Source organism: Luteibacter sp. E-22, assembly GCF_049913125.1.
Lineage (GTDB): Bacteria > Pseudomonadota > Gammaproteobacteria > Xanthomonadales > Rhodanobacteraceae > Luteibacter.
This window is the reverse complement of the sequence record NZ_CP183975.1, coordinates 4,052,670-4,077,310: the sequence shown is the minus strand read 5'-3', so window position 1 is coordinate 4,077,310 and position 24,641 is coordinate 4,052,670. Positions and strand designations below refer to the sequence as shown.

Here is a 24,641-nt window from a genome sequence, read left to right as displayed (position 1 = left end):
CAGACACGGCAGGGGAGCGCGATGGACGTTCAGGGCACTCAGGGATGGAGGGCGAATTGGCCCGCCACAGGGATGGGTTTGGTCGGTGTCGCATGGCGATACGTTGTTCTGGTGCTTTTCGTCGCTGGCACGGCGATTTCCCCGGAGGCACATGGCCAGGATGCCTCACCGTCGTCAGGGCGACAGCTCGCGACACGGGCGATGACCGTCCTGGCAACTGCACCAAGCGGCATTGCTGCCACCGTTGACGTGACAGGCACCTGGCACGGCAACCTGCATGCGGCAAGTGATTCCACCGCCGCAGACTGGGCTCAGGAATTCGAACTCACACAGGACGCCGCCGGCAGTGTGACTGGCTCGCGTCGCACGACGCCGCTGTCGAATGCCAATGGCTGGTACCTGTGGTCGGTGGCCGGCAGCGTTTCGGGAAACACGCTAACCACCGCCGACGGCACAATCATCGAGCAAGGCGGCAGTGCGAATACGGGATGTAAGACATCGATGTCTCTCACCCTGTCCGAGACACCGGAAGGCACCCGACTTCAAGGTACGTGGACTTCGACCCAGGCCGGCTGTTCCAGCGGCACGGTGGACATCACACGTTATGGTGGGCAGGCAACCAAGAACCTCGGCAGCGGAGCGAGGTGCGACGGTGGCCTGGGCTCGACCAGATCCGGTAACGGGAGCGGCGGCACCGCCAGCGGTAATGCCAACGGCTCGTCTTGCGCCGAGGTCATGGGGGCAAACGTCGTGGGCGACCCGATCGATGCCTCCACGGGTAACTTCCATCTTCAAGAGGACGACTACGACGGCGGCCCCTGGCTCACCTTCAGGCGCTTCTATAACAGCAATGGCGCAACGGCGCCGGCAGCCATGGGGTTCCGCTGGCGGCACGTCTTCGATCGCTCGTTGACCATTTCGGGGGCCCCTGCGAATACCGTCATTTCACTGCGCCCCGACGGGAAGCAGGCAACCTATACGCGTAACGATGGCAGTTCATGGGTCACCGACACGCCAACGGACGTCCTCACCGACCTCCACGACGCACAGGGCGCGCCCATGGGGTACGCCCTGTTTGTCGGCGGAACACGACAGACCGAAAACTACGATCTGGCCGGCCGCCTGATTTCCGTGGTTGGGCAGGATGGTCAGGGAATCACGCTGAGTTATACGACCACGCCTTCGCCGGCAATCGGATTGCTTTCGACGGTAACCGACTCAAAGGGCCGTCAACTCATCTTCACCTACGACAGTTCCGCCCGGCTCAGCGTGGTGAAGCTACCCGACGGCAAGCAGCTTTCCTACAGCTATGGCTATTCATCGTCGAACCTTAGCCAGGTCGTCTACGCCAACGATGAAACACGGAAGTATGCTTACAACGAGAGCGGTTTTGTTGGTACGACACCTCTGCCGAACGCCCTGACAGGTATCACAGACGAGCGCGGCGTACGCTACGAGAGCATCACCTACGACAACCTCGGCCGAGCGACCTCGTCGGCGTTCAACGGTAACATCGGGACCACACGAATCACTTATCAGGCCGATGGCACCTCGGCGGTCACCTATCCGCTGGGCAATACCGTTCGCATCGCGCCGGTTTCTATCGACGGCCTGATGAGGGTGGGTTCGCTCGACGGTCCTTGCACCCCCGACTGCGGTCAGCCATGGCAGTCCCGCACGTACGATGCACGTGGCTTCCCAGCGAGCATGGTGGACTTCAACGGTGTCTCGACGCTGACCACATACGACGCCTTTGGGTTACTGGAGTCGACCAGGGAAGCGGTGGGCCTGCCCGAAGAACGGCGCACGGAGACCTCATGGGACACGAGTCTTCGCTTGCCACTGGTGACGCGCGTGCTCGACGGTGCCGGAACAGCGCTCATGGCCACGAGCCAGGTCTACGGCGCGACAGGATTGTTGCTCGCGCGTTGCCAAGCGGATCTCGCGGAACCCGATGCATCGACCTATGTCTGCTCGCCGGCGGGGGATGTCCCCGCCGGCGTACGTCGCTGGACCTACACCTACTGTGCTGCGGTCGACACCACACAGTGCCCGTTAGCCGGTCTTCTGCTGAGTATCACCGGTCCGCGCAAGGACGTCGCGCAGACCACCACGTACCAGTACTACATGGACGACACCGCTCAGTGGCGACATGGCGATCTAAAATCCATCACCGACGCATTGGGCCACGTCACCAGCATTGCGAGGTACGACGGCGCCGGTCGCCCGACGCGCACCGTCGATGTTAATGGTGTCATCACCGATCTCACGTACACATCGCGCGGCTGGTTACAAACGCGGACCGTACGGGCGAATGCCGATGGATCGAGTGCATCGGGCGATATCCTGACGAAGATTGCTTACACAACGTACGGCAATGTCGAGACCATCACCGATCCCAGCGGTGTCGTCACGAATTTCATCTATGACAACGCCCACCGCCTGACGGACATCAAGGACACCGGGGGAAACCGTATTCACTATGTTCTCGATGCGGCAGGCAACCGTGTGCAGGAGCAGGTTCTCAATTCTTCCGGCGTTGTGGTCAAAGGTATAACGCGGACATACAACGCCCTGGGACGGCTTACCAGTCTCGTCGACGGCTTGAACCACGTCATCATGGATGCCAGCGCCCCCGCCGCATACGACGGCACTGGCCATCTCGTGCAAAGCCTCGACGGCCTGGGCGTGCAGACGAAGGCGACGTACGATGGCCTGGACCGACTAGTCGTGGCGATTCAAGATGCCGGCGGGAAGGCGGTTGCCACTCAAAACACACAGACGGTGACGCAATACGATGCGCTTGACCACATCGAGGGCATTAGCGACCCCGAAGGCTTGGCGACAACGTACGTTCGTAACGCTTTCGGCGACGTCGTGAACCAGGTGAGTCCGGATACCGGTCAATCGTCGGCTCAATTCGATGCGGCTGGAAACGTAGCGACCACCACGGATGCCCGTGGCACGACAATCAGCTACACCTATGATGCGCTGAACCGCCGTACTTCGGCGACTTACCCGACGGCCGCCGACAACGTGTCATGGCGTTACGACGAGCCGGACAGCACGACTGGATGCGTGGGCTCGTTCCCAATCGGCCGGCTTACCCGCATCGTGGAAGCGGGCGTGACGACTACCTATTGCTATGACCAGCGTGGAAACGTTACCCGGAAGATCCAGACACTCGCCATACAGACCGACACCACGAGCTACACCTATACCCGTGCGGACAGGCTGGACACCATGACGTATCCGAATGGCGGCAAGGTGACCTATTCGCGAGATTACCGGGGTCGCACGGTATCGATACTCTTCACAGCGCCCGGCGTGGGCCAAACGGTGGTCAGCAGTGTCACCTATCTGCCGTTCGGCCCCGTGGCCAGTTACCGTCTGGGAAGCGGGCAGACGGTCACGCGGACCTACGATGCGAACTACGCCGTTTCCGACGTAGCGAGCCCGGCCCTCAATCTCCACTTTGCACGCGACGTCATGGGTAATCTCGTGTCGCTCGGTGCTACGCCTGGCGCCGTTCCGGCAACGGAAACCTACACTTATGATCCGCTCTACCGCCTCACCTCCGTGAATGACGCCAGTAGCACGGCGATCGAGGCCTACACGTACAACAGGACCGGCGATCGCTTGAGCAAGACGGCGCCAGGACAAGCCACCGGCGCCTACGGTTATCAGGCAGGCACTCATTGGCTCACGAGCATAGGGACGGATTCCCGTACCTATGATGCCAACGGAAACACGATCGGCAGCACGGCAGCCGGCGACGCGCTCGGCTATGGTTACAACGGCCGTAATCGCATGACCGTGGTCCAGCGCAACGGCGCTACGGTAGGCACGTACGTCTACAATGCGCTTGGTCAACGGATGTCCAAGACGGTAACAACACCTGCTGCTGGTACCACACGGTTCTTCTATGACGAAAACAGCCAGCTATTGGCCGAGTATGGTGCGACGAGCCGGGATATTGTCTGGCTGGACAACTTGCCTATTGCAACGGTCGACCTCGTCGGCGGAGTCGCGACCTTCGGATATATCCACGCGGATGCGTTAGGTACGCCCCGTGTAGTCAGCGATGCCAAAGGCGTGACGGTCTGGACGTTGGCATTTCAGGGAAATCCGTTTGGCGAGATGCTGCCGGTGTCCCTGACTGGTTACATGTTGAATCTTCGTTTTCCTGGTCAGTATTTTGACCTAGAGTCCGGACTTAACTACAACATCAATCGTGATTATGAATCTGTGGCGGGACGTTATGTCCAGAGTGATCCGATTGGGCTGCGTGGAGGTATATCCACCTATAGTTACGTCCACTCGTCGCCTCTAATTAAATTTGACGGGCTCGGATTGGACGACTCGCAGTGCATGTATAACAGGGCGGCATGTGGATGGCTTCCCAGTGTTCAGAAAGATGTAAATATATCAGCCGGAGTCGGCCAGGCTGGCGCTGTCGCAAATGCCGTAGAAACGACAGAGTTCGGCTTCGCTGTCGATACTTCGCCGAACATGTGCTTCTACGCAACCGTATGTGGGACCGTAGGAACCGCGGCTGGCGCGGGAGGTGCTGTTGGGGGAACTGTTTCCGTAGGAGCTGGTGCGCTCAGTGATGGTCAGAGCGATACGGCGCAGTTCGGTTTCGATACGGGAGATGGCGTTGTTGGCGGAGCTTCATTGCAGTATGACCCCTCCAGTCAACAGATTTCGGTTGCTAGGGGCTTCTTTGGAGTAGGTGGCGGTGTATGGGGGGGAGCGCTGAGGTGCACCAGTCATTACTATTGCGTGCGGGACAACCCACCGGCCTCACCGAAGCCGAAACCTGACTGTAAGTGAGAGAGCGCATGAAGAATATCGATTGGTCGGCGATTAAGAATGAGCGTCGGTTCCTGGGTTTTCGCATGGGGATGACAGGTGTAGCCGTCGGTGCAATTGCTTTCCTCATTGCACTGTGTGGATTCATGTGGCTTGGCGTGTCGGTGTTCGCGGTGGGTTTCTCGATAGCGCTGACGGGCTTCGTGATTCACATGTCTTACGTGGGTCGTCGCTGATCCCGGTGTGGGTGTCAGCCTTTGGAGGCCTGCGTGAATTTGACGATGTGCAGGTGAAATATGCCGTCTTTTGATCGCTCTCGTACCACCTTGCGTATCGCTGGTGACTTACTCATGCCAGACAAAGTCAGCCAAGTACTGGGGAGTGCGCCCACTGGTTCTTGGCAGAAAGGAGATGGGATTCTTGAGTCACCGGTCGTGCCGGGGCAGATCTACTAGACTTTCCGGACTCAAGTCGTCTTCCACCTTGGCGCGTTAACAATGCTCAGAGCCTTGCTCCCCACACCCAGTCAACAGCGTTCTATCACCGGCGTCGTGATGGAGGATATCGAACGCCGTCCGTTCGGACATCCGTTATCGATTCCGGATGACTTCCAGTCATCGGTGGAGCTTCTGGTCCATGAAGCAATAAGCCACCCCGTCGACGAAGACATTTCCCGTGGGATACCGGAATCCCCCACCGTGCCGTCGGTTGGCGGCCAAGTTACGCTTATGGCGGGAGCCATGGCCGTGGGCAGCGCGCTCGCCGTAAGCCTCAGCGTGGCAATCTCAAAAAATGACTGCTTGAGTTTTCTTGTTCCCCATGCCTACGCCCTGCCGAACGAGGTTGCATCGTTGCAGGACCGTTATGGTGGGAATGTGGTTACGTTCTCCGAGAAGGTTTACGTGATGTTTAATCCCGGGTGCGCCGACCCTGAAATCATTCGACGCGCCTTGACACGCATGATCGGTGGCTACTCCGTGGCATGGCTCTTCGACGACGGGGGAGGGCTCGTCCATCCTGTACTTGCAGTAGTTCCAATCTTTGATGGCGATGGCTTTGCATTGATGGCACGGTCGCGAACGTCCATCAGAACGTTCCTTCCCGACATTCCGATTCCCTTGTTGCACTGACGGGACAAGAATCTTCATTGAACGATTTCTTGAACGGAGTGGCGGCGATATATGGCTAGGCAATCTACTCGTGGTCTTGGCGAACCTCGGCTTGGACCCCTCTTTCGACGTTTAAACGGCTGACGCGCAGTCAGCCCCGGATTAAGCTCGTCGCTGAGCGTTGTCTGAGGAAAATGTGTTGGAGACAGCCCATGAAGCGATACAAAATGAACAAGTGGGGTCAGCTACCGCTCGTTCCGAAACCAGAAGAAGGCAGCGGACCTTGGAGCGTTCGGTCAGTTTTTCTGATTCTGATTCCAGTCGTGATGCTAGTCGTTTTTCTCTATAGCGTTTTCCACCTAACGAATAGCAACTAAGTGTTGCCGTCGACTACAGGAGGTACGGAGGTGATACAGTTTTCCGCGCAACAAGACAACGAGTGAAATCCATTACTGGCGATGCTCACTTTGATTTCTGGATCGCGGGTAAATGGTGATGGATAGCTTTTCAGAAAGGTGCATTGATGCTCTCAACAAAGAGATCGCTTCGCGTCGCTTGAAGACTATAAAGTTTGAGTTGGTGCACGGAAAACATGAAGCCTACGAGTACGCCAAGATCGTTCAGCGAGAGTTGTTAGTCGAGCTCTACGTATACGCAGACGAAGCTGGTTGCAAGTTGAATGACCGCGATTGGACGATATTTGAAAAGTGGGATTTCTCGGACGATAAAGACCTGATCCGCGACTTTGTCGCCTACGTGATAAAGGTTCTGACTATTGGTCCTGGCATCAAAGATGAGCATCACGGATGGATTGGCTCTTTGATGAAGCCGCAAACAGATTAGATGATGGCGTTTATGCAGGAAGTGTCGCAGTTGCATGGTCGCGTAAACGGAAATCGCTTTGCATATGTGTCGTGCTCAATGTGAGTGCTGATGAATGTGCGTGGGCCACAAGGAACTGATCACCATGCGCCATTCGCCTGAGCTAAGGTTTGCCGCGAAGCTCTTGTTCCAGTTTCGGTATGAAGATGACGCGCCTGGCGGATTCCGAAACGTCGAGGAACGCATCGTCCTGTTTCTCGGGCGAGACGCCGCAACGGTCTATGCCGCGGCACAGCGCAGAGGAAAGCGTGCTAGCTACAGTTATCTCAACGATGGCGGAGGACGTGTTTACTTTGAGTTCGTGGGAATTACAGACCTCATGAATCTCGGTCCAGAAACGGAGGACGACGAGGTCTGGTATGACATACGACGCATGAAAGACCCGATGCAGCGGCGGCGAGATTTGATTCCTGACAAGCAATCCCTTGATGCCTTCAAACTTGAGCGTGCCTCGAAAATTCGGTGAAGCTCCGTGCGGGACGACTACGAAGACCGAAACTCGCGCACTTAAGACAGAATGTAAATGAGATAGCGCATGAAGAATATCGATTGATCGGCGATCAGGAATGAGCGTCGATTCCTGGGTTTTCGCATGGGGATGTGCAGGTGAAATATGCCGTCTTTTGAGCGCTCTCGTGCCGCCTTGAGTATCGCTGGTGACCTACTCGTGCCAGACAAGTAAGCCAAGTACTGGGGGAGCGCGCCCACTGGTTCTTGGCAGAAAGGAGATGAGATTCTTGGTCGGTCTGGCCATGTGCGGGTCGCCAGAACGGGCATGTGGTGGTCCAACGCCACGAGTATGTGACAGCTCGATGAGCTACGCCTTCGACAAAGGAGTTCTATTGAGCCAGGGACAACAAGACCGATCCGAAAGCAGTGTGCAAGTGAGGTTGACGGTGAAAAAGATCGATTGGACGAGTATCTTGCATGAGCCTCAGTACATCGGCTTTCGTATCACCATGATTGGAGTGGCCGTTGGGTTCACCGCGTTTGCTATTGCGATCTGTGGACTCATGGAACTGGGCATTTGGGTGTTCGTCGTTGGACTTTCGACGGCGCTCACCGGCATTGCGGTCAATTTCTCTCACATAAATCGCCGGAGATAAGTTTCGACTGGATAGCCGGGCCTTGCTATCTATCCCTACATGGCCAACGGACCCCGCAACTACGGGGATTGGATGGTCGACCGGCGTTGAGATTGTAGGCCACCAGACGTGAATGACCTTATCGTTAGTTTTAGAAGAATGCCTTGGCCTTTAAGGGTATTCACATTACTTTCGTTGATGTCCGTACTGCTTGTAGCGGCGACGGTCGTTCCAGGCGGTGCCGTTGTCGGTCAGAAGAAGGTTGGAGCAGGGGACTGGTGGATCAACGGCAGCGGACTGGTATTCGCTGTAGCTGTATCCTTTTTCTTCAGCGCGGGAATCTTGCTACTTAAAGCTCGGCGGCTTGGGCGACTGGTCTACATATCCGGTGTCGCGGGATTCTACGTTGCAGGCTATGTTATCGAGCGGATCAACGGCGTGAGCTACTCTCGCGACGACTATTTCTATGATCTTCTCTTTGCGGCTTTGCAAATTGCAGCCTTGAGCGCTTACTTCTTCCTGAGCCGGCGGGTGAAGAACTTCTTGGCTACGAGCTAGCATTGGACATTAACGACTTGGCAGACTGATAAATGGGCGCCGCTGGTCCGACGCCACGACTACGTGACATCGGTTCCGGGTCCACATGTCATGCCGATGGCTTGCTTCGACAGGCAGGATCACATCGACCATCGATCACGACCCATCAGTCGAACTTGACCAGGTCCTTGAAGATCAGTTGACCCCAGCTATTTCCACGCGCCTGGACCAGCAGTCCACCTTCCGAAAGGCCGCCAAGTTTGATCGGCGAGAAACCGAGATGTTCCGCCAGTACAGCAATCTCCGTTGCCGCGCCGTCGTCGTCGCTCGCCAGGAACACGACCCTCCTGCCGCCATGTACGGCCGGGTCTTGGGCAAGGACGGCAGCGCCCAAATGGTTGAAACCCTTGACTAGTCTTCCACCAGTGAAGGCCTGTGCGACGAACCTGGAAGAAGGTTGTCCTCCGAGTTCTTCCGGAGGCACGCCGTAGGCATTGGTCACATCGACGATGGTCTTCCCCTGCCAGCTGGGCAGCGCCTTCGCGACATCCTGGTGCGCCTCGAAACGGACGGCCAAAAAGACGATGTCCGCCTTGACCGCTTCCGCCAGCGTTTTAGGGGTGATCGTGAATCCGATCGCGGCCGCGTCGGCTGCGAAGCTTTTGGGATCGCGCGTGGTGGCAACGGATACGTCGATGCCGTTACGTGCAAACGCTTTGGCAAGGGCGTGGCCGATCTTGCCGAAGCCGATAATTGCGTAGCTCATATGGTTTCCTTGGGTTTAGCACGCCCGGCGGGCTCCGGATGTCGAGCGGAGCGACCGGCCGGGCGTGGTGCGTCAGACTTGCGCCAGGCCGCCGTCAACGGCGACTTCGCTGGCGGTCATGAAGCTGCTGTCCGACGATGCTAGAAAGGCGGCCACCGCTCCGATCTCCGCCGGATCGGCCATGCGCTGGAGCGGAGTCATCGAGGCGAAGACCTTCTGGCCTTCCTCGCCCAGCGCTTCCTTCGCGAGTTCGGTCGCCGTCGCCCCGGGCGACAGCACGTTGACCCGGATGCCGGTGCCTTTCAGGTCTTCCGCCCAGGTCCGCGCGAGGTTGCGCACCGCCGCCTTGCTTGCGCTGTAGGCGCTCATGCCCGGGGCGCCGGTGGTGCCGGCACTCGATCCGGTCAGGATGATCGAACCACCCTCGCCCATCAGCGGCAGCGCTTTCTGGACGGTGAAGATCGTGCCCTTCACATTGGTGTCGAAGGCTTCGTCGATGTGCTCGGCGGTGATCTTGCCGAGCGGAAGCTGGCTTCCCGCGCCGGCATTGGCGAGGACAATGTCGAGGGTGCCGCGCTCGACCTTCACCGTCGCGTAGAGGCGATCGAGGTCGGCCGGATCGGATACCGAGCCCTTCACCGCGCGGGCATTGGGTCCGAGATCGGCCACGGCGGCGTCGAGCGCGTCCTGCCGGCGGCCGAAGATGAAGACGAACGCGCCTTCCTCGATGAAGCGCTTTGCCGCGGCGAGGCCGATGCCAGTCGCGCCGCCGGTGATCACGGCGGTCTTTCCTTTCAGTCGGGTCATGAGTTGCATCCTTCATTGGGTTTCTAGGAAGCAGGGAATTGCTTGCTTGAGACCAAAGATGCAGGCCTGATAACCTAACGACAAGTATGCACTTTTTGGTAAGTATCAAAATGACGACGCCCCCGGAAATCTGCGACACCGGCTGCGGGCTCAACGCCACGCTCCGCATCCTGTCGGGTAAGTGGAAACCGCTGGCCCTGTTTTTCCTGCGCGACGGCCCGAAGCGCTACGGTGAGCTCAAGCGCCTGATCCAAGGCGTCAGCGACAAGGTGCTGATCCAGCAGTTGAAGGATCTGGAGGCCGACCAGGTGCTGGTGCGGACCGACTACAAGGAAGTGCCACCGCGGGTGGACTACGCACTGACCCCGCTCGGTCGCAGCCTGGCCGAGGCGATCGTTCCGCTGTGCACCTGGGGAACCGAGAACGCGACGGAAATGGCGGGCATCTTCGCCAAGCGCGATGCAGCGCTGCTTGCAACGACGCGGCTCGGCAAGGTGAGATGACTACCGGCACATGGATCGGGTCAGGGCGGTTGATACGGTCTTGGCACTTCAAAGGAGTGACGTGATGCGCAACCTGCTTGGCGTAGCCATGATCGGCTTTCTAGTTGCCTCACCGACACTCGCCGCGCCGTCCACTTCCGCGCAAAAAATTTCGCTTGAGGCGCTGCTGAAACGCAGCGAGACGTCGCATAGCGACGCCATGGTCATCTGGCAGGATGGACGCGAGATCGGGCATTACTACAAGAATGGCAAGGCACCAGGCCCCATCGATTTGATGTCGGTGACCAAGTCGGTCGTGGCGCTAGGTGTAGCGCAGTTGGTGGCCGAAGGAAAAATCAAGTCATTCGATCAGGCGGTGGCGGATTTCTATCCGGAATGGCGTCAGGGTCGAAAGAAGAACATCACCATTCGCATGCTGATGAACCATACGTCCGGCATGCAGAATGTCATGAACACGACCGTTGAAATCTACCCAGCGCCCGACGCCATCCAGCTCGCGCTCGCGGCGGAGATCGTTGGCAACCCAGGCACTGATCCCAGCTATAACAATAAGGCCGTGAACCTGCTTGCCGGCATCATCGAGAAAGCATCCGGCAAGCCGATGGACGTCTTCTTCCGAGACGGCTTGTTCAAATCCATGGATATCAAGCCCGGTCCTTGGGAGAAAGACAAGACGGGGCATCCTTATGGCATGGCTGGACTGTCGCTCACCGCGGCTGACCTCGGCAAGATCGGCCAGCTGATGCTGGACAAGGGCCAGTGGCATGGAAAGCGACTGCTGCCCGTGAACGTGGTGGACGCTTTGGCTCAACCGCAGGCCGATGCCACCATGGGACTACTCTGGTGGCTCGATCCTGCCTATCGTCACTTCGATTACGATCCCGCCGCGCCCGATGTGTTGCGCAAGAGGGGCGTGCCTGAAGCCACCATTCTCGCGCTGCAGGAGGGCCTGCGCGGCTCGCACTTCGATGACGTCGAAGCGATGCAGGAAGGTATCGCGAAAGCGCTTGGTCCCGACCACAAGGACGCATTGCGCGATGAGCTCATCAGTCGCGGTATCGGTCCCTACAGGCTGTTCAAGGTGACGACGGGGCCAGCGGTTTCCATTTCAGGAAATGGTGACGGTGGGCAATATGTCGTGGTAGTGCCTTCGGCGAAGATCGTCGCTGTGCGACAGATCGACGCCGAGGGCTCCCAAGAACAAGAGGGTGAGGGCTTTGAGGATTTCGTGCAGCGGGTGCTCGACGTCGCGGGACCATCGGCCAAGGCGATGGCGCACTGATGCCGTCGCGTGGTACGTCTCACCGAGCATCGAGCAACGCGGACAATCGGTCAGGCGTGCCTTCGATGCGCTCGAGGTGGGGATAGCGCGGCCCACCTTGATAATCGATATCGACGACGCGTTTGTGACCGCCGATGTCGGCACGGATGCGCAGTGGTTTTGATGAAGCCGGCTTGACTGCCGCCGACAGGAGGCGAGTCGAAAAGGGTTGCCCGCCTACCTCGAGCACTTTGACGCCTGGGGATAGACCTGCTTTAAATGCCGGGCCTTCCCATTGAACCGACTGAATCGTTCCATCCGGCTCGATCCGTAGACCGATCGAATAATCGAAACTGACGCCGCCGGATTCTTCCTCGTCCTGACGAAACGTTTCCGTGGGCGTGTCGTTATAAACAAGCTTCCAGCCCGCACGGGCCAAGCCGGCGATCGCTTCGTCCGCGCTGTGGGTATGAAGATGCCGATCGAGGAATGTCGCCCAATCGTCCGGCGCTACCTTGTCCAGCGCATCGCAGACGTCCCGATAGGTGTAGGTTCGCGTCAATGGCGTGCTGTCCTTGACGAAGAAGATGCGCGCGAAGTCATCGATGCCTCGTTCTTCATGGCTCAGTTGGCGCAAGCGTGCATCCACGTCCAGCCATAGCAATACGCCTTCGGCGTAATAGTCCTCACGGCGTTGCCAGTCGGGCGACGCGATATGGTGCTTTGCCATGAAGACCGCGTCATTCGTGCTGTCTTGCAGGTCTTTCCAGCGTCGGCCGGTGCGGTTGGCGACAATGGCTGCGTCCATGGCGAGCTTGTCCAGGGTCTGCCGTCGATCACGCAAGCCGGCGCGCGCAGCCAGCACGCGTCCCCAGAATTCGCTTTGTCCTTCATACACCCACAGCAGCGACCCACCGACCGGTTGATTGAAGGTGGGCGACCACAAGTCAGCCGGTTGACGCCACCGGCCGTTCCACGCATGGACGAACTCGTGCGCGATCAGGTCGAGGTTATTCAGTTGTTCCGCCGCATGGGTGAAGTATGCGGCGGGGAGATTGTTTTCTCCTTCTTCGAGATGTTCGATGCCACCGCCACCGCCGTCGGGTGACAAGACATCGCTCAGGGTGACGATGGAGTCGTAGTGGCGATACGGCGCAGCGCCGAAAGTCTTGAGGCCCTGATCGACGAGCGCTCTGATGCGGTCCACTTCAGGTCGAGTGACAGCAAGGGCTTCTTTTGCATCCGCCAGAAGATCCAGCGCCACCGGTTCGGCCGCGCCCCCGCCCACCATGATCCGGCGCGTGTATCGCCCGGCATAGACGGGGGCGTCGACCAACTGCTCCAGCGTTGCGGGTTGAAAGCCAAGCGCTCTGTCATCGATGGCATGGAAAGACAATGCCGTGAAAGACGTCAACTCAGGAGGCAGTGCGAGTGTCGCGATCACGGGGATGTCCCGCACGTACCATCCTGCGGGATAAAGCAACACGCGCTGCCAGGGAACAATCACCATGTCCGGCCGCAACAGGTGGGCTTGGGCCGGCGCAAGGAATTGGAAGTCCAGGGTGATCGAGCTCGAACCCTTGGGCACGTCGATGTGGAAGGCGTGCATATTCACGGGATCGCGCCGCCAATCTATCGCCTTGCCATCGACGGATATCGCCAAGCCTGCCAACTCCGCAACGGTGGCCGTGGGCGCATGACTGGCCGTTTCCCATTCGGGGTAGAGCAGGACGGTATCCCCTGGTGCCTGGACGGGAATCGTTTCGTGAACGGAGAAGACCTGGTGATCGGTATCGGTGGCGTTGACGGCCAATTCGATCACTCCGTGGAACGATCTATCCGATGGGGTAGGCAGCGCTGGCGGCATCGGTGCGGCGGTTGGCCCCGATCCGACCTGCGCGGCCGCGATTTCCGCTGTCAAGGTAGACAGCGCGAGGGCCATTAAGCCAACGCACAAAGGAAGCCGCCCCGCTTGCTTGAGAAAGCGACGAGCTTGGACAGTATCTGAGCGAAGAATCTTCATAGCCGCTTATGCATCAGTTTTTATCGCCAATCTGACGAATGCCACCGGTATTTGCCAACCGCATCTCCAGACCCCATCCCCAATGCTGCTGGCCGCCGGCGAAGTTGTCGTCCATAGCGACAACAATCTCATTTTCACCTTTCTTCAGCGCCAGGTCGAACGATCCATTGGTAAGGGACAGGCGTCCGCCCGGCTCCTTGCTCACACCCTCGATGCCATAAAGATTCTTGCTTTGGAGCGCGGGCCTTCCGTTCACGAAGACCCAGACTTCTCTCGTCCACCCGATATCCACATGTCTTACCAAGTCGTGGTGGCGTTGATCGTGGTCTTAAGCCAGATGCCGGCATGTCGAAACGGCACATCGCCATTCGCTTGCCATCGCTCCGGCGTCATGGGGACGTCGGTCTGTTCGAATGCGAGAACGGGCTGGGAGAGTCCGGCAATGGAGGCAAAGAACAGCGATCTTCGTGGCCAATCCAGCACCTTTGTCCATTTTGTGCACTTGGATGATGTCGACATGTGTTCTTCCATTCGCCGTATCGGCCGTTTATCGCCGCTCTACTGAAATGATCCGACGTGGATCAACGGTCTCGCTGGATGATCGGGTTCTCGATCGGCGTACGCCAGCTTGTCCAGCCGACCACGAGTGACAATGTCGCCACGACGAGTGGCGGCACGGCGTGGCCATATTCGCCGTGGATAATGACGGTCGCGAGGGCGGCAAGCATGACGGTGCAGCCGAGAGCCGAACCCAAGAGGCGACTCGGCGCCCGGACGAGCAGGATGGCAGCACTGAGTTCCAGCAACCCGGTCACGAAATGGAACCAGCGCGGGTAGCCCCATTTCAGGTATTCCTCGTAGATGGGCGTGGGGGCCAGGAGGTTGCTGAGTGAGCCCACGACGAAGAATGCGGCAAGAACGAAGGGTAAGACGTTGCGCCAGGAGATCTTGGACATTTACCTATGCCTATGAAAGTCGCATCGATGCCGTGTCTGGCGCGCTAGGCTGCGGTGGCTTTCCGGGCCGCCGCAAAGACATCGCGAGCCGACGTCGCGCCCGGGACGTGCTCCGTACCCTCGACCCCGAGATCCGTCCCTCCGGCGTTGACGAAGTCATACATGATTTCGGCCAGGCCAGACTGCCCCTTCGGAATGCCGAACTGCTCGAACGTATCTGGCCAACCGGCGCGCGGTACGGAAACGGCCTTGACGTCGAGCTTCATAACATCACCCAATTGCGCCGCGACCTCATCCGCGCTCACCATCGAGCCGAGTTCAATGGTCCGATGCCCCGACCAGGCCGGTCCGCTCAGAAGCGTCGCGATCTCGGCGCCGATATCGTTGGTCGCGACCATGGCCGATTTCCTGTTTGTCGGATGGTGGAAGACGGGCAGCGTGCCGCCCTGGGCGACGTGCAAGCCGTATAAGAAGTTTTCGAAGAACTCGCCGGCCCGGACATAGGCGATCGGCAATGTCAGATCGCTAAAGCCCCGCTCCAGAAGCGATAGAGCCGTGATGAGCCCCATCCCGCTGGTTCTGTTCGCGCCCATCGATGAAAGCGCGACAACCCGCGGCACCGGCGCCCTGGTGAGCGCGTCGACATAGCTCGTGATGACGGCCCTGGCTTCCTCGAAGTCCGGCGAGGGCGTCCAGATGGGAGGCAGCATGACGAACGCGCCATCGATACCTTCGAGCGCCCGCTCGATGGAGGCCGCGTCATTCCAGTTTCCCTCAACCAGCTCGACGCCTTGGTCAATCCAGTGGGCCGCCTTTGCGCGGTCGCGGACCAGCGCGCGCACTTTCTTGCCCTGAGCCAGTAAATGCCTTGCCGTGGCGCCGCCAACTTTGCCCGTAATGCCCATCACCAAAAACATGCGCGTGCTCCAGCAGTTAGTTCGATAGTTCACGGTACCTCGTGCGCTATCATTCGGATATGAGGCACATTCGGAACGGGCTGTGTAGATGAACTTAACAATCGCTCGAACCCATCTGGATGGGCTGGTCATGTTCTTGACCGTAGCGGAGCACCGGGGTTTTCGTGCCGCGGCACGGCAGCTTGGAGTCACGCCGTCCGCAGTCAGTCAGGCGATACGCGGTCTGGAGGAACGGGTTGGTGCGCCGCTCTTCTCCCGTACGACTCGAAGCGTCAGGCTGACCGAAGCGGGCGAACGCCTGCTTGCCCACGCGCGCCCGGCGGTCGACATGCTCACGGCGGGGTTGGACGCTGCCAGTGGCTTGGGTGGCGAAATTACGGGCCGACTGCGCATCAATATGCCCAGGCCGATCTTGCCGCTGCTGGTGAATCGCTTGCTGCCCGACTTTCTCGACGCTCACCCCAACGTTGAACTCGAACTGGTGGGTGAGGATCGTCCGATAGACATCGTCGAAGAAGGTTTCGATGCGGGGATACGTCTCGGAAACTTCGTCCAGATCGATATGGTCGCGGTTTGGCTGACGCCGCCGGAGCGGTTCGTCGTCGTGGGCGCCCCTGCGTTATTTCGAAAGCATGGCCGACCGGCGTCTCCGTATGATCTGCAGAACTTCCCTTGCATACTGCTCCGTCAATCCGTACGTGCCCTCGATCATTGGCAATTCGTCGTCGGCGGTGAGCGCATCACGGTGGGAGTCGAGGGGCCTCTCGTGAGCAACGACATCGAAGCATGCATTCGCTCAGCGATGAGAGGTGTCGGGCTCTTCCAATTACCGCAATCACTCGTGATGTCGCATCTTGAAAATGGGGACTTGCAGACCGTGCTCGAACCTTATTGTGAAGAGGTTCCTGGTTTTTCCCTTTACTACCCAAGCCGGCATCAGTCACTGCCGAAACTTCGCGCCTTCGTGGATTTCGCCACCCCTCGAATGCGCAGGGAGTTCAGGCCGGGCGATTATCTACCGAATCCCGCGTCGTAGATTTGCTGCAATCGCCCTGGTGAGAGCCAACAATTGTGGGAGCCGACTCTGTCGGCGATCCCGCGGCAGCGGGCCAGATCGAGGTAAGCACCCATCGCCGACAGGGTCGGATCCCATCAAGGGAGGATCTCTAACTACTATAGTTTTAGTTGACAAACGCCTGGCGTAAGCATATATCAACTAAATCTATAGTAGATAGCCGTACGAGGACCCGGGTATGAAAATCTCTCTCACCGACCGTGAGGCGGACATCATGCAGGTGCTGTGGGAACACGGCCCTTCCCTGGTAACGGAAGTTCGCGAGCGCTTGAGCGATAAGCTCGCGTACACCACGGTGCTCACTGTGTTGCGCACGTTGCAAGCGAAGGGGTACGTCGGCTACGAAGAGGAAGGGCGTGGGCATCGCTATTTCGCCAGCGTCAAGCAGCAAGCCGCGCGCAAGAACGCGCTACAACACCTGACGAACAAGCTGTTCAAAGGCTCCACGGAGCTGCTGTTCTCGCACCTGGTTTCCGACCAGAAGCTCAGCCCTGAGCAGATCAGCCGCTTGCGCAAGCTGTTGTCCGAACGGGCCGACAAGGAGAAGCCGTGATGCTTGCCTGGATGATCTATGCCGTTCTTGTCGCCATTGCGCTGAGTGGGGCAGCGCTGCTAGCCGAGAAGGCGACCAGGTATCGCCGAATTCCCACACGTTGGCCCTGGATGATTGCCATCGCGGCGTCGGCACTTCTGCCGATCGCCATGGCCACGATTTCCATGCCACGACCCGGAATCTTCAGCCCCACGGCACCCACGGCGGCTTCTGCACCCGGGCCATTGATTCTGCGCGACATGACATCGATCCCATTGGCGTCGACGGTTATCAACTGGAGTGGAACAGAGACGTACACCTCGTCAGTGCGCATCAACAGGGTTCTTGCGGATATATGGCTAGCCAGTTCGTTCACCCTGGTGCTGTTTCTTGGTTCAAGCACGGCTCTGTTCCATCGGCGTAAACGTGGCTGGGCATCAGGCACCGTATGTGGTGCACCAGTGCTCGTTTCCGAAAGCGTCGGGCCCGCAGTCGTCGGCTTGATCGGTTCACGCATCGTCGTGCCGGCCTGGGTGCTGAAGGAGCCGTTCGAACAGCAGCGATACGTCATCGCCCATGAACAATCGCACTTGAACGCGCGCGATCCGTTGCTTGTCGCCGTGGCAATGACCCTCTTGGTTTCGATGCCGTGGAATCCGTTGCTCTGGTGGCAGTTTCATCGACTTCGATGCGCGATCGAAGTCGATTGTGACGCCCGTGTCCTGGGCGGTGGCGGAGATGTAGGTGAGTATTGCGAAACATTGATCCAGGTAGGGCAAGGCCAGTCCGGGTACATCGGTGCGGTAACGGCGATGTCTGAATCGAAATCGTTTCTCGAACGGAGAATAAGGATCATGCTGTCAAAGCCAGGAAAATGGGCAGGTGCATTGGCATTTTCCCTGATCAGCGTCGCCCTCGGCATGGCTGTATTTGCGGCTCAGGTGACGCCGCCTGACGCCCCCGGGCTCTCCGCGAACCGCGAGGCTACGATAGACCCGAGACCTCTCGATGCTTACACGGGCTCCTATGCACTCAGTGACTACTCGCTGGTCACCGTGGCGCGTAAAGGGAACGGGCTGACCATCGAGCCCATTGGCCAGTTTCTGGCACAGGGCACCATCGACGTTTCCGCCCTAAGCGATACCGAGTTTTCCGTGCCGAGTATCGACGTCACGCTCGAGTTCATCAAGGGCGCCGACGGCCGGGCCAGGTCCGTAACCGTGCGCGAGCATGGACGTGTTGTCATGAAGGCTCCTCGTGTCGATCCGCCGACCGCGGAACAGATCCGCGCAGGGCTGGCGGCCAGGGTCAAGGATCAGAAACCCTTTCCCGACAGTGAAAGGGTTCTCCACCAGATATTGAGCAATGCCGACACGGGAGGAGTCGCCAAACTTGGACCCGTCGAGTCCTATCGGTTCGAAGGTGTCACGGACTACGGCTGGGATATCTACGACGTTCAATACCAGCATGGCGCGCAGCAAGTATTCATCCAGCTCGGCAAGGATGGCTCGCTCACGAATTCCGTCATCCGTCGTCAATAAGGGGTCGACATGCGGTCGATTCGAAAGCTCGTTCTTCATGGATCGATGGCTATTGCAGGAATGGTTTCCACCCCAGTCCTCGCCCAGTCGGCCCGCTGTCCCATCCCCGATGAGGCCGCGGGTGGGCCAAGCAATGCGCATACCCGCCATGTCGAGACGGAGCTGCGGCCGGCAGTCATCAAGCACGGGGATAAACCGTTCACTCTGGCCGAACGCATGCGCCAGTATGACGTGCCTGGTCTCAGCGTCGCCGTGATTCACGACGGAAAGATCGATTGGGCGCGTGGCTGGGGCGTTCGCGATACCGCGAGCTGTGCGCCCGTTACGCCGGATACCGCGTTCCAGGCGGCATCGATAAGCAAGGTCGCGACGGCCGTGCTGGCTCTGCGATTGGCCGGGAAAGGGAGGATCGGACTGAACCGTGATATCAACGATGCGCTTCACTCCTGGAAGCTGCCTGAGGACCCGAAGCTCGCACCCCATGGCGTTACCCTTGGCCAGCTGCTGAGCCACACCTCCGGCCTCGGCGTTCACGGCTTCATGGGTTATGCACCGGATACGCCACTACCCACGCTCGTCCAGATCCTGGACGGCGTATCGCCCGCCAATAATCCTGCCGTGCGTAGCGAGCTACCAGCGGGTGCACAATTCGAGTACTCCGGCGGCGGGTACTTGGTGGCGCAACTCGCTCTCTCCGACGTGAGCGGAATGCCCTTCGGGGAGCTTGCGCAACGCGAGTTGTTGGGCCCACTCCATATGACGCGAAGCGCCTTCGCTTCGCTGCCGCCACCGGCGATCCGCGCCGACATGGCGTCCGGACACGAGAATGGCGTCCCGATTCCGGGTAACTACCTCGCCTACCCGGAACTGGCTCCGGCAGGGTTATGGACGAGCGCAGGGGATCTCGCCCGGCTATTGATGGACATCCAGGCCTCCGCGGCGGGCATGCAAAATCACCGGCTCTCTCCAACCATGGCCCGGAGGATGCTGACACCGATCAAGGACAACTGGGGACTTGGGGTCGCCCTGTATACGGATAAACCCGAACGGTTCGGGCACGATGGCGTGAACAGGGGGTTTCAATCCTTCATGATCGCCTACGTCGGCAAGGGCGATGGCATCGTGGTCTTGACGAATGGAGGGCAAGGGCGGCGACTCATGGATGAGGTCGTGCGCGCCGTAGCAACGGACTATGGATGGCCCGACATCGCGGTACCGGCGACCGGAGAGAAGACGTTATCGTTCGCCGAGCTTTCCAGGGCGGCCGGACGCTTCAAGGGTGGCGGGCTCGACGTGGTCTTTGAAGCTCGACAGGACGGCTTGTATGCGAACGCCGGTGCGCCCGTTCCCGAACGTCTGCTCGCGCTTTCTCCCACGCGCTTTCGATCCGAGTCTATGGGTGTCACGGCCGAGTTCGCTTCTGATTTCTCGAGTCTGACTATTATCGAAGGTGGGCCGCCGATGAAGTTGGTGCGCTTTCAATAGACAGCCCGTGCGCATGACACCAAAGTGTGTGCGCCTTCGGAAACCAGAGTCTGTGCAGTAAAGCAGTGGCAGGTACGCACTTTGATTGCCGTTGGACGGCAAAGTCTATGCGTGCTTATATAAAACAATAAGTTATGTGAGTTGTATTTTGCGATTGCGCACCCTTTGACAACCAAAGTACGTACCGGAAAGATCATATGGTCGCCACGGCCACCTTTTGCGAGCGGTGGCACTGGAAGTGCGGTGGGGCGGAGTCAGTAATTCCAATCGCCACGGTTATATCGGGGCGTTATGTATGGGCGGTCGATGTACTTAAACAGAAAAAGTCGCATTCAAAGACATAGAAAAGTTTGTCGAGCTAAGCCATCTCAGATCTCTGTATGGCTTTGCTAGCATGGTGAGGAACATGGGAGAGACTTCCTTATTTACTGATCCGAATACACAGAAAAACTCTCGCTTGCGAACATTCGATTTAGAGCTTGACGAACATAAGGCACAGTATTGTGTGGCAAGTCATGGACATCAAACCAACTTAGGTCGCCGTGCTTGTGAGGCTCTCCTATCCTTGCCTCCCCATCAACAGATTGCGCCTCGAAGTACAGGCCGATCCACTCGTCGCCGTGCGTAAAATTGTGTTGTGTATGGCCCAGCCGAAGTGCTGATGGATCTGCCCTGAGACAAACCTCCTCAACGAGTTCCCTGGCAGCCGCGTGAGAAGCAACCTCCCCGCCATCCATTGCCCCGGCGGGGAGACTCCAATGCCCATCCATCCAACCCGTATTAGACCGAAGAATCATTAGAACCTTGTCGTCGTTTCGCACTACAGAGAAGACCGAAACTGAGGCCTTGAATCGCTCTCGCATATAACGCTCCCTTGAATTTCTTAGCAAAGACGCGGCAGCACGCGGCCTTCGAGTGATTTGATAGCTCGAAGTGACCCATCTCGTCGAACTTCGACGACGCCCGCGTCGCTTCTCTCAACGACCTCACCAATTATCGATGCATTGGCGCCATACCGAGCCTCTCTTAAGAAAGCCAGCACCTCATCCGCGATATCCGCACCGACGAAGATTGCCGCGCAACCTTCGTTCGCAAGGTGATATGGATCGACGCCGAGCATGTCGCATGCCATGGGTGTCTCGTGACGAGTCGGCACCTGAGTCTCCTGGAACCGAATCCCGAGTCCCCTCGTCTGGGCGATTTCCACAAGAGCGGTCGCCATGCCGCCGCGCGTAAGATCTCTCGCGCAGTGAATTCCGGAGCCGAACTGGCTAAGGATGGTACTCATCAAACCGTTCAGCGGTGCGCAGTCGCTAGGGACTCGATTCTCGTACCAACTATGCCGGCATTACCACCCGACCCCCGAATCCTTCCCATTGCCCCCGCCCCCCTAACTCCCTACATTGGTGCAATGCATGCACCCAACCAGGCGGAACTGCTGACCCTGCTGTCCACCGGCCTAGCCATCGTAGGCCCGGACGGCCGTGTTCAATGGCTCAACCCCGCCCTTGGCGAGGTCCTGGACGTAGGCCCGAGAACCGCCGTAGGTCAGGAGTTAACAGCCCTGATGCGCGAGCCCGGCCTCGCCTCGCAACTCACCCGCACCCTCTCCGAACGTCGCGCCTTCAACCTCCGCGGGATCACCTTCGGCGTGGCGAGGGGGCGCGAGGTCACCGCCGACCTGACCATGCAGCCGATCGACGAGGACCGGATTCTGGTAGAGGTTCACGCCCTGGCCCCCGACCTCACCCCGGGCGGTACTCCTCTCTCGGCAACCCTGCGCGGCTTCGCCCATGAGGTGAAGAACCCACTCGCAGGATTGCGCGGCGCAGCCCAACTGCTCGAACGCCGGGTGGTGGAAGAGGACCTGCGCCAACTGGCCAGCATGGTGATCGGCGAAGCCGACCGCCTGGCCGCGCTTGCCGATGGCTTGCTGCGTCATCGCGGCGCGGCGCGAATCGGGCCGGTGAACGTGCATGAGTTACTCGAACGACTCGAAGGCCTTGTCGGTGCCGAAGCGGACGCCCCGCGCCTTCGCCACGATTACGACCCCAGTTTGCCGGACAGCCTCGGCGATACCGACCGCCTGCTCCAGGTACTGCTCAACCTGACCCGCAACGCCGGGGAAGCCGGGGCGGAGACGATCACTTTGCGCACGCGCGTGGAACACGGTGCGCGCCTGGGCGAGCGGACGGTGCGCGCGGCCTTGCGTGTCGACGTGGTCGACGACGGTCGTGGTGTGCCGGACGAGTTGCGCGATTCACTCTTCCAGCCCCTCGTGTCGGGACGGCCGGACGGCACGGGGCTCGGCCTCGCGCTCTCGCGCGAAATCGCACTCGAACACGGCGGCGACCTGCGCTACACCAGCCGCCCCGGCGAGACGGTCTTCTCGCTGTACCTTCCGATGGAGCGGCCGCATGACTGAAATCTGGATCGCCGACGACGACCGTGGCGTGCGCTTCGTGCTCGCCGAAGCCTTGCGCGACGCCGGGCACACCGTGCGCGAATTCAGCGCCGGCGACGCGGTGCGTGCGGCGCTGGCCGAGGGCAAGCCGGGCCTGCTCGTGACCGACGTGCGCATGCCGGGCGAAGACGGCCTGCGCCTGCTCGAAGACCTCACCCGGCGCAACATCGGTCCGGTGATCGTGATGAGCGCCTATACCGACGTGGCGACGACGGCCGCGGCGTACCGTGCGGGCGCGGCCGACTATCTCGCCAAACCCTTCGACCTCGACCGCGCGGTCGAGGCGGTGGAGCGCACGCTCGCCATCGCGCACGAGGAAGTGATCGTGCCGGTGCCGAGCGGGAATGCGCATGCGCTGATGGGCGAAAGCCCGGCGATGCGCGAGGTGTTCCGCCTGATCGGCCGCGTGGCGGCGAGCGACCTCAACGTACTGATCACCGGCGAAACGGGCACGGGCAAGGAACTGGTGGCGCGTGCGCTGCACGAGGAAAGCGCACGGCGCGGCAAGCCCTACGTGGCCCTGAACACGGCGGCCATCCCGGCCGAACTCCTGGAGAGCGAACTGTTCGGCCATGAGGCCGGCGCCTTCACCGGGGCGACGCGCCGTCACGCCGGCCGCTTCGAGCAGGCCGATGGCGGCACCCTGTTTCTCGACGAGATCGGCGACATGCCGTTGGCGTTGCAGACGCGCTTGTTGCGCGTCCTGGCGGGTGGCGAGTTCTACCGCGTCGGCGGACGCGAGTTGATGCACGGCAACGTACGCATCATCGCCGCCACGCACCAGGACCTGGAGGCTCGCGTCGCCGCCGGTCTCTTCCGTGCGGACTTGAAGCATCGTTTAGACGTGGTGCGTATCGCCTTGCCGTCGTTGCGCCAGCGGCGCGGCGACATCCCATTGCTTGCGCGACATTTCCTCGCGCAAGCCTCGGCGGAGTTGAAGCTGTCGCCGAAGCGCTTCTCGCGCGGTGCGATGAAGCTGATCGAACAGCGCGATTACCCGGGCAACGTGCGCGAACTGGAGAACCTTTGCCGGAGGCTCGCGGTGATCGCCCCGGGTCCGGAAATCCAGGCGGGCGATCTCGGTGGCCTGCCCGCGCGCGAAACACGTAGCGCGGAGTGGACGGATGCCCTGCGCATCTGGGCGCAGGATGCGCTGGCGCAGGGCGAGGTGGACGTGCATGCGCGTGCGCGCGATGCGCTGGACAAGACCTTGCTGCAAGTGGCGCTGATCGCCAATGACGGCCACCGGCAACATGCGGCGGCGGCGCTCGGTGTCGGCCGCAATACCCTCACACGCAAACTCGGTGCTTCGCGCAAGCGCCGTCCTTCGAACGGATAACCCCATGACCCTTGAGATTCGCCGCGCCGCGCCGGACGATGCCGACGCCATCGCCCGTTGGAACATCGCCATGGCGTGGGAAACGGAGGAGAAGCGTCTCGATCCCGAGATCATCGGTCGCGGGGTGCGGGCGGTGTTCGAGGAGCCGCGCCGGGGTTTTTACCTGATCGCGGAACGGGAAGGTGTCGCCGTGGGATGCCTGCTCGTCACCTATGAGTGGAGCGACTGGCGCTGTGGCGATTTCTGGTGGGTGCAGAGCGTCTACGTGGCGCCCGAGGCGCGGCGCGCGGGGGTGTTCCGCGGCATGTACGCGCATGTGAAGGCGATGGCCGAGGGGGCGGGCGCGGTGGGGCTTCGGTTGTACGTGGAACTGGAGAACGCGCGGGCGCAGGCGACGTATGCGGGGTTGGGGATGGAGCGGTGTCATTACTTCATGTATGAGGCGGCGCTGGAGGCTTGAATCGCCGACAGGGTCGGCTCCCACCAGAGCCGCTCCGCCTGCCACGGCATGTAAGCCTTTGTGGGAGCCGCTTCAGCGGCGATG

25 protein-coding genes are annotated in these 24,641 nt (G+C 59.8%); 16 read left to right on the top strand and 9 right to left on the bottom strand.

The window, feature by feature from the left end:
- The first annotated feature begins 201 nt into the window (after positions 1-201).
- The 7 genes from ACN9M2_RS18135 (at position 202) to ACN9M2_RS18105 (ending at position 8,449) form a co-directional block, all read left to right on the top strand.
- Positions 202-4,836, top strand: a complete 4,635-nt coding sequence (locus tag ACN9M2_RS18135) for an RHS repeat-associated core domain-containing protein (protein ID WP_426286002.1) — start codon at positions 202-204, stop codon at positions 4,834-4,836.
- An 8-nt stretch (positions 4,837-4,844) separates the two neighbouring features.
- Positions 4,845-5,051 carry a hypothetical protein gene (locus ACN9M2_RS18130; protein ID WP_426286001.1) on the top strand — a complete coding sequence of 69 codons (207 nt, stop codon included), beginning with the start codon at positions 4,845-4,847 and terminating at the stop codon, positions 5,049-5,051.
- A 318-nt stretch (positions 5,052-5,369) separates the two neighbouring features.
- Positions 5,370-5,945, top strand: coding sequence for a hypothetical protein (locus ACN9M2_RS18125; protein ID WP_426286000.1), 576 nt, complete (start codon positions 5,370-5,372; stop codon positions 5,943-5,945).
- 468 nt (positions 5,946-6,413) lie between these two features.
- A complete protein-coding gene (locus ACN9M2_RS18120) occupies positions 6,414-6,767 on the top strand; it encodes a hypothetical protein (RefSeq protein WP_426285999.1) in 354 nt (117 codons plus the stop codon).
- Between the two features lie 124 nt (positions 6,768-6,891).
- Positions 6,892-7,272 carry a DUF4288 domain-containing protein gene (locus ACN9M2_RS18115; RefSeq protein ID WP_426285998.1) on the top strand — a complete coding sequence of 127 codons (381 nt, stop codon included), beginning with the start codon at positions 6,892-6,894 and terminating at the stop codon, positions 7,270-7,272.
- A gap of 346 nt (positions 7,273-7,618) precedes the next feature.
- Entirely contained in the window at positions 7,619-7,912 is a 294-nt protein-coding gene (locus ACN9M2_RS18110; protein ID WP_426285997.1) for a hypothetical protein, read from the top strand.
- Between the two features lie 108 nt (positions 7,913-8,020).
- Complete coding sequence (locus tag ACN9M2_RS18105; protein WP_426285996.1) at positions 8,021-8,449, top strand: hypothetical protein; 429 nt, start codon at positions 8,021-8,023, stop codon at positions 8,447-8,449.
- Between the two features lie 145 nt (positions 8,450-8,594).
- Here the strand turns inward: ACN9M2_RS18105 and ACN9M2_RS18100 are convergent, their stop codons facing one another.
- Together ACN9M2_RS18100 and ACN9M2_RS18095 are read right to left on the bottom strand one after the other, a co-directional pair.
- Entirely contained in the window at positions 8,595-9,194 is a 600-nt protein-coding gene (locus ACN9M2_RS18100) for an NADPH-dependent F420 reductase (RefSeq protein ID WP_426285995.1), read from the bottom strand.
- Between the two features lie 72 nt (positions 9,195-9,266).
- Positions 9,267-10,001, bottom strand: coding sequence for an SDR family NAD(P)-dependent oxidoreductase (locus tag ACN9M2_RS18095; protein ID WP_426285994.1), 735 nt, complete (start codon positions 9,999-10,001; stop codon positions 9,267-9,269).
- Between the two features lie 110 nt (positions 10,002-10,111).
- Between ACN9M2_RS18095 and ACN9M2_RS18090 the strand changes: the two genes are divergently transcribed.
- Together ACN9M2_RS18090 and ACN9M2_RS18085 are read left to right on the top strand one after the other, a co-directional pair.
- A complete protein-coding gene (locus ACN9M2_RS18090; protein WP_426285993.1) occupies positions 10,112-10,504 on the top strand; it encodes a winged helix-turn-helix transcriptional regulator in 393 nt (130 codons plus the stop codon).
- A 64-nt stretch (positions 10,505-10,568) separates the two neighbouring features.
- A complete protein-coding gene (locus ACN9M2_RS18085; RefSeq protein WP_426285992.1) occupies positions 10,569-11,786 on the top strand; it encodes a serine hydrolase domain-containing protein in 1,218 nt (405 codons plus the stop codon).
- Between the two features lie 19 nt (positions 11,787-11,805).
- On the opposite strand, the gene ACN9M2_RS18080 is transcribed toward ACN9M2_RS18085, so the two are convergent.
- The 5 genes from ACN9M2_RS18080 to ACN9M2_RS18060 form a co-directional block, all read right to left on the bottom strand.
- Complete coding sequence (locus tag ACN9M2_RS18080) at positions 11,806-13,707, bottom strand: M61 family metallopeptidase (protein ID WP_426285991.1); 1,902 nt, start codon at positions 13,705-13,707, stop codon at positions 11,806-11,808.
- A 94-nt stretch (positions 13,708-13,801) separates the two neighbouring features.
- Positions 13,802-14,044 (bottom strand): hypothetical protein, encoded by a 243-nt coding sequence (locus ACN9M2_RS18075; RefSeq protein ID WP_426285990.1) that lies wholly within the window; start codon positions 14,042-14,044, stop codon positions 13,802-13,804.
- 41 nt (positions 14,045-14,085) lie between these two features.
- On the bottom strand, positions 14,086-14,307 hold the full coding sequence (locus tag ACN9M2_RS18070; protein WP_426285989.1) for a hypothetical protein: 222 nt from the start codon (positions 14,305-14,307) through the stop codon (positions 14,086-14,088).
- A gap of 62 nt (positions 14,308-14,369) precedes the next feature.
- Complete coding sequence (locus tag ACN9M2_RS18065; RefSeq protein WP_426285988.1) at positions 14,370-14,744, bottom strand: DoxX family protein; 375 nt, start codon at positions 14,742-14,744, stop codon at positions 14,370-14,372.
- A gap of 44 nt (positions 14,745-14,788) precedes the next feature.
- Positions 14,789-15,661, bottom strand: coding sequence for an NmrA family NAD(P)-binding protein (locus ACN9M2_RS18060; protein ID WP_426285987.1), 873 nt, complete (start codon positions 15,659-15,661; stop codon positions 14,789-14,791).
- A gap of 130 nt (positions 15,662-15,791) precedes the next feature.
- Between ACN9M2_RS18060 and ACN9M2_RS18055 the strand changes: the two genes are divergently transcribed.
- The 4 genes from ACN9M2_RS18055 to ACN9M2_RS18040 all read left to right on the top strand — a co-directional run bounded on the left by ACN9M2_RS18055 (position 15,792) and on the right by ACN9M2_RS18040 (position 20,294).
- A complete protein-coding gene (locus ACN9M2_RS18055; RefSeq protein WP_426285986.1) occupies positions 15,792-16,697 on the top strand; it encodes a LysR family transcriptional regulator in 906 nt (301 codons plus the stop codon).
- Positions 16,698-16,914: 217 nt separating this feature from the next.
- The gene (locus ACN9M2_RS18050; protein WP_426285985.1) at positions 16,915-17,289 is read left to right on the top strand and encodes a BlaI/MecI/CopY family transcriptional regulator; all 375 of its coding nucleotides are present in this window, start codon (positions 16,915-16,917) and stop codon (positions 17,287-17,289) included.
- On the top strand, positions 17,289-18,809 hold the full coding sequence (locus tag ACN9M2_RS18045) for a M56 family metallopeptidase (RefSeq protein ID WP_426285984.1): 1,521 nt from the start codon (positions 17,289-17,291) through the stop codon (positions 18,807-18,809). Before ACN9M2_RS18050 ends, ACN9M2_RS18045 begins: the two co-directional genes overlap by 1 nt.
- Positions 18,810-18,818: 9 nt before the next feature.
- The gene (locus tag ACN9M2_RS18040) at positions 18,819-20,294 is read left to right on the top strand and encodes a serine hydrolase domain-containing protein (protein WP_426285983.1); all 1,476 of its coding nucleotides are present in this window, start codon (positions 18,819-18,821) and stop codon (positions 20,292-20,294) included.
- 425 nt (positions 20,295-20,719) lie between these two features.
- Here the strand turns inward: ACN9M2_RS18040 and ACN9M2_RS18035 are convergent, their stop codons facing one another.
- Together ACN9M2_RS18035 and ACN9M2_RS18030 are read right to left on the bottom strand one after the other, a co-directional pair.
- Complete coding sequence (locus tag ACN9M2_RS18035) at positions 20,720-21,091, bottom strand: NUDIX domain-containing protein (RefSeq protein WP_426287954.1); 372 nt, start codon at positions 21,089-21,091, stop codon at positions 20,720-20,722.
- 86 nt (positions 21,092-21,177) lie between these two features.
- Positions 21,178-21,582 carry an AIR synthase-related protein gene (locus tag ACN9M2_RS18030; protein ID WP_426285982.1) on the bottom strand — a complete coding sequence of 135 codons (405 nt, stop codon included), beginning with the start codon at positions 21,580-21,582 and terminating at the stop codon, positions 21,178-21,180.
- Between the two features lie 123 nt (positions 21,583-21,705).
- Between ACN9M2_RS18030 and ACN9M2_RS18025 the strand changes: the two genes are divergently transcribed.
- The 3 genes from ACN9M2_RS18025 to ACN9M2_RS18015 are packed head-to-tail and all read left to right on the top strand — an operon-like array spanning position 21,706 to position 24,557.
- On the top strand, positions 21,706-22,719 hold the full coding sequence (locus ACN9M2_RS18025) for a two-component system sensor histidine kinase NtrB (RefSeq protein WP_426285981.1): 1,014 nt from the start codon (positions 21,706-21,708) through the stop codon (positions 22,717-22,719).
- Complete coding sequence (ntrC, locus tag ACN9M2_RS18020) at positions 22,712-24,097, top strand: nitrogen regulation protein NR(I) (protein ID WP_426285980.1); 1,386 nt, start codon at positions 22,712-22,714, stop codon at positions 24,095-24,097. Before ACN9M2_RS18025 ends, ntrC begins: the two co-directional genes overlap by 8 nt.
- Before the next feature lie 4 nt (positions 24,098-24,101).
- The gene (locus ACN9M2_RS18015; RefSeq protein WP_426285979.1) at positions 24,102-24,557 is read left to right on the top strand and encodes a GNAT family N-acetyltransferase; all 456 of its coding nucleotides are present in this window, start codon (positions 24,102-24,104) and stop codon (positions 24,555-24,557) included.
- The last annotated feature ends 84 nt before the right edge of the window (positions 24,558-24,641 follow it).

Bases quoted from the DNA above. Each gene is read 5' to 3' on its own strand.
- ACN9M2_RS18095 (WP_426285994.1), bottom strand. From the start codon at position 10,001: ATGACCCGACTGAAAGGAAAGACCGCCGTGATCACCGGCGGCGCGACT.
- ACN9M2_RS18060 (WP_426285987.1), bottom strand. From the start codon at position 15,661: ATGTTTTTGGTGATGGGCATTACGGGCAAAGTTGGCGGCGCCACGGCA.
- ACN9M2_RS18030 (WP_426285982.1), bottom strand. From the start codon at position 21,582: ATGAGTACCATCCTTAGCCAGTTCGGCTCCGGAATTCACTGCGCGAGA.
- ACN9M2_RS18070 (WP_426285989.1), bottom strand. From the start codon at position 14,307: ATGTCGACATCATCCAAGTGCACAAAATGGACAAAGGTGCTGGATTGG.
- ACN9M2_RS18055 (WP_426285986.1), top strand. From the start codon at position 15,792: ATGTTCTTGACCGTAGCGGAGCACCGGGGTTTTCGTGCCGCGGCACGG.
- ACN9M2_RS18065 (WP_426285988.1), bottom strand. From the start codon at position 14,744: ATGTCCAAGATCTCCTGGCGCAACGTCTTACCCTTCGTTCTTGCCGCA.
- ACN9M2_RS18115 (WP_426285998.1), top strand. From the start codon at position 6,892: ATGCGCCATTCGCCTGAGCTAAGGTTTGCCGCGAAGCTCTTGTTCCAG.
- ACN9M2_RS18045 (WP_426285984.1), top strand. From the start codon at position 17,289: ATGCTTGCCTGGATGATCTATGCCGTTCTTGTCGCCATTGCGCTGAGT.
- ACN9M2_RS18120 (WP_426285999.1), top strand. From the start codon at position 6,414: ATGGTGATGGATAGCTTTTCAGAAAGGTGCATTGATGCTCTCAACAAA.
- ACN9M2_RS18090 (WP_426285993.1), top strand. From the start codon at position 10,112: ATGACGACGCCCCCGGAAATCTGCGACACCGGCTGCGGGCTCAACGCC.
- ACN9M2_RS18085 (WP_426285992.1), top strand. From the start codon at position 10,569: ATGCGCAACCTGCTTGGCGTAGCCATGATCGGCTTTCTAGTTGCCTCA.
- ACN9M2_RS18080 (WP_426285991.1), bottom strand. From the start codon at position 13,707: ATGGCCCTCGCGCTGTCTACCTTGACAGCGGAAATCGCGGCCGCGCAG.
- ACN9M2_RS18035 (WP_426287954.1), bottom strand. From the start codon at position 21,091: ATGATTCTTCGGTCTAATACGGGTTGGATGGATGGGCATTGGAGTCTC.
- ACN9M2_RS18100 (WP_426285995.1), bottom strand. From the start codon at position 9,194: ATGAGCTACGCAATTATCGGCTTCGGCAAGATCGGCCACGCCCTTGCC.
- ACN9M2_RS18110 (WP_426285997.1), top strand. From the start codon at position 7,619: ATGAGCTACGCCTTCGACAAAGGAGTTCTATTGAGCCAGGGACAACAA.
- ACN9M2_RS18040 (WP_426285983.1), top strand. From the start codon at position 18,819: ATGCGGTCGATTCGAAAGCTCGTTCTTCATGGATCGATGGCTATTGCA.
- ACN9M2_RS18025 (WP_426285981.1), top strand. From the start codon at position 21,706: ATGCATGCACCCAACCAGGCGGAACTGCTGACCCTGCTGTCCACCGGC.
- ACN9M2_RS18135 (WP_426286002.1), top strand. From the start codon at position 202: ATGACCGTCCTGGCAACTGCACCAAGCGGCATTGCTGCCACCGTTGAC.
- ACN9M2_RS18050 (WP_426285985.1), top strand. From the start codon at position 16,915: ATGAAAATCTCTCTCACCGACCGTGAGGCGGACATCATGCAGGTGCTG.
- ACN9M2_RS18125 (WP_426286000.1), top strand. From the start codon at position 5,370: ATGGAGGATATCGAACGCCGTCCGTTCGGACATCCGTTATCGATTCCG.
- ntrC (WP_426285980.1), top strand. From the start codon at position 22,712: ATGACTGAAATCTGGATCGCCGACGACGACCGTGGCGTGCGCTTCGTG.
- ACN9M2_RS18130 (WP_426286001.1), top strand. From the start codon at position 4,845: ATGAAGAATATCGATTGGTCGGCGATTAAGAATGAGCGTCGGTTCCTG.
- ACN9M2_RS18015 (WP_426285979.1), top strand. From the start codon at position 24,102: ATGACCCTTGAGATTCGCCGCGCCGCGCCGGACGATGCCGACGCCATC.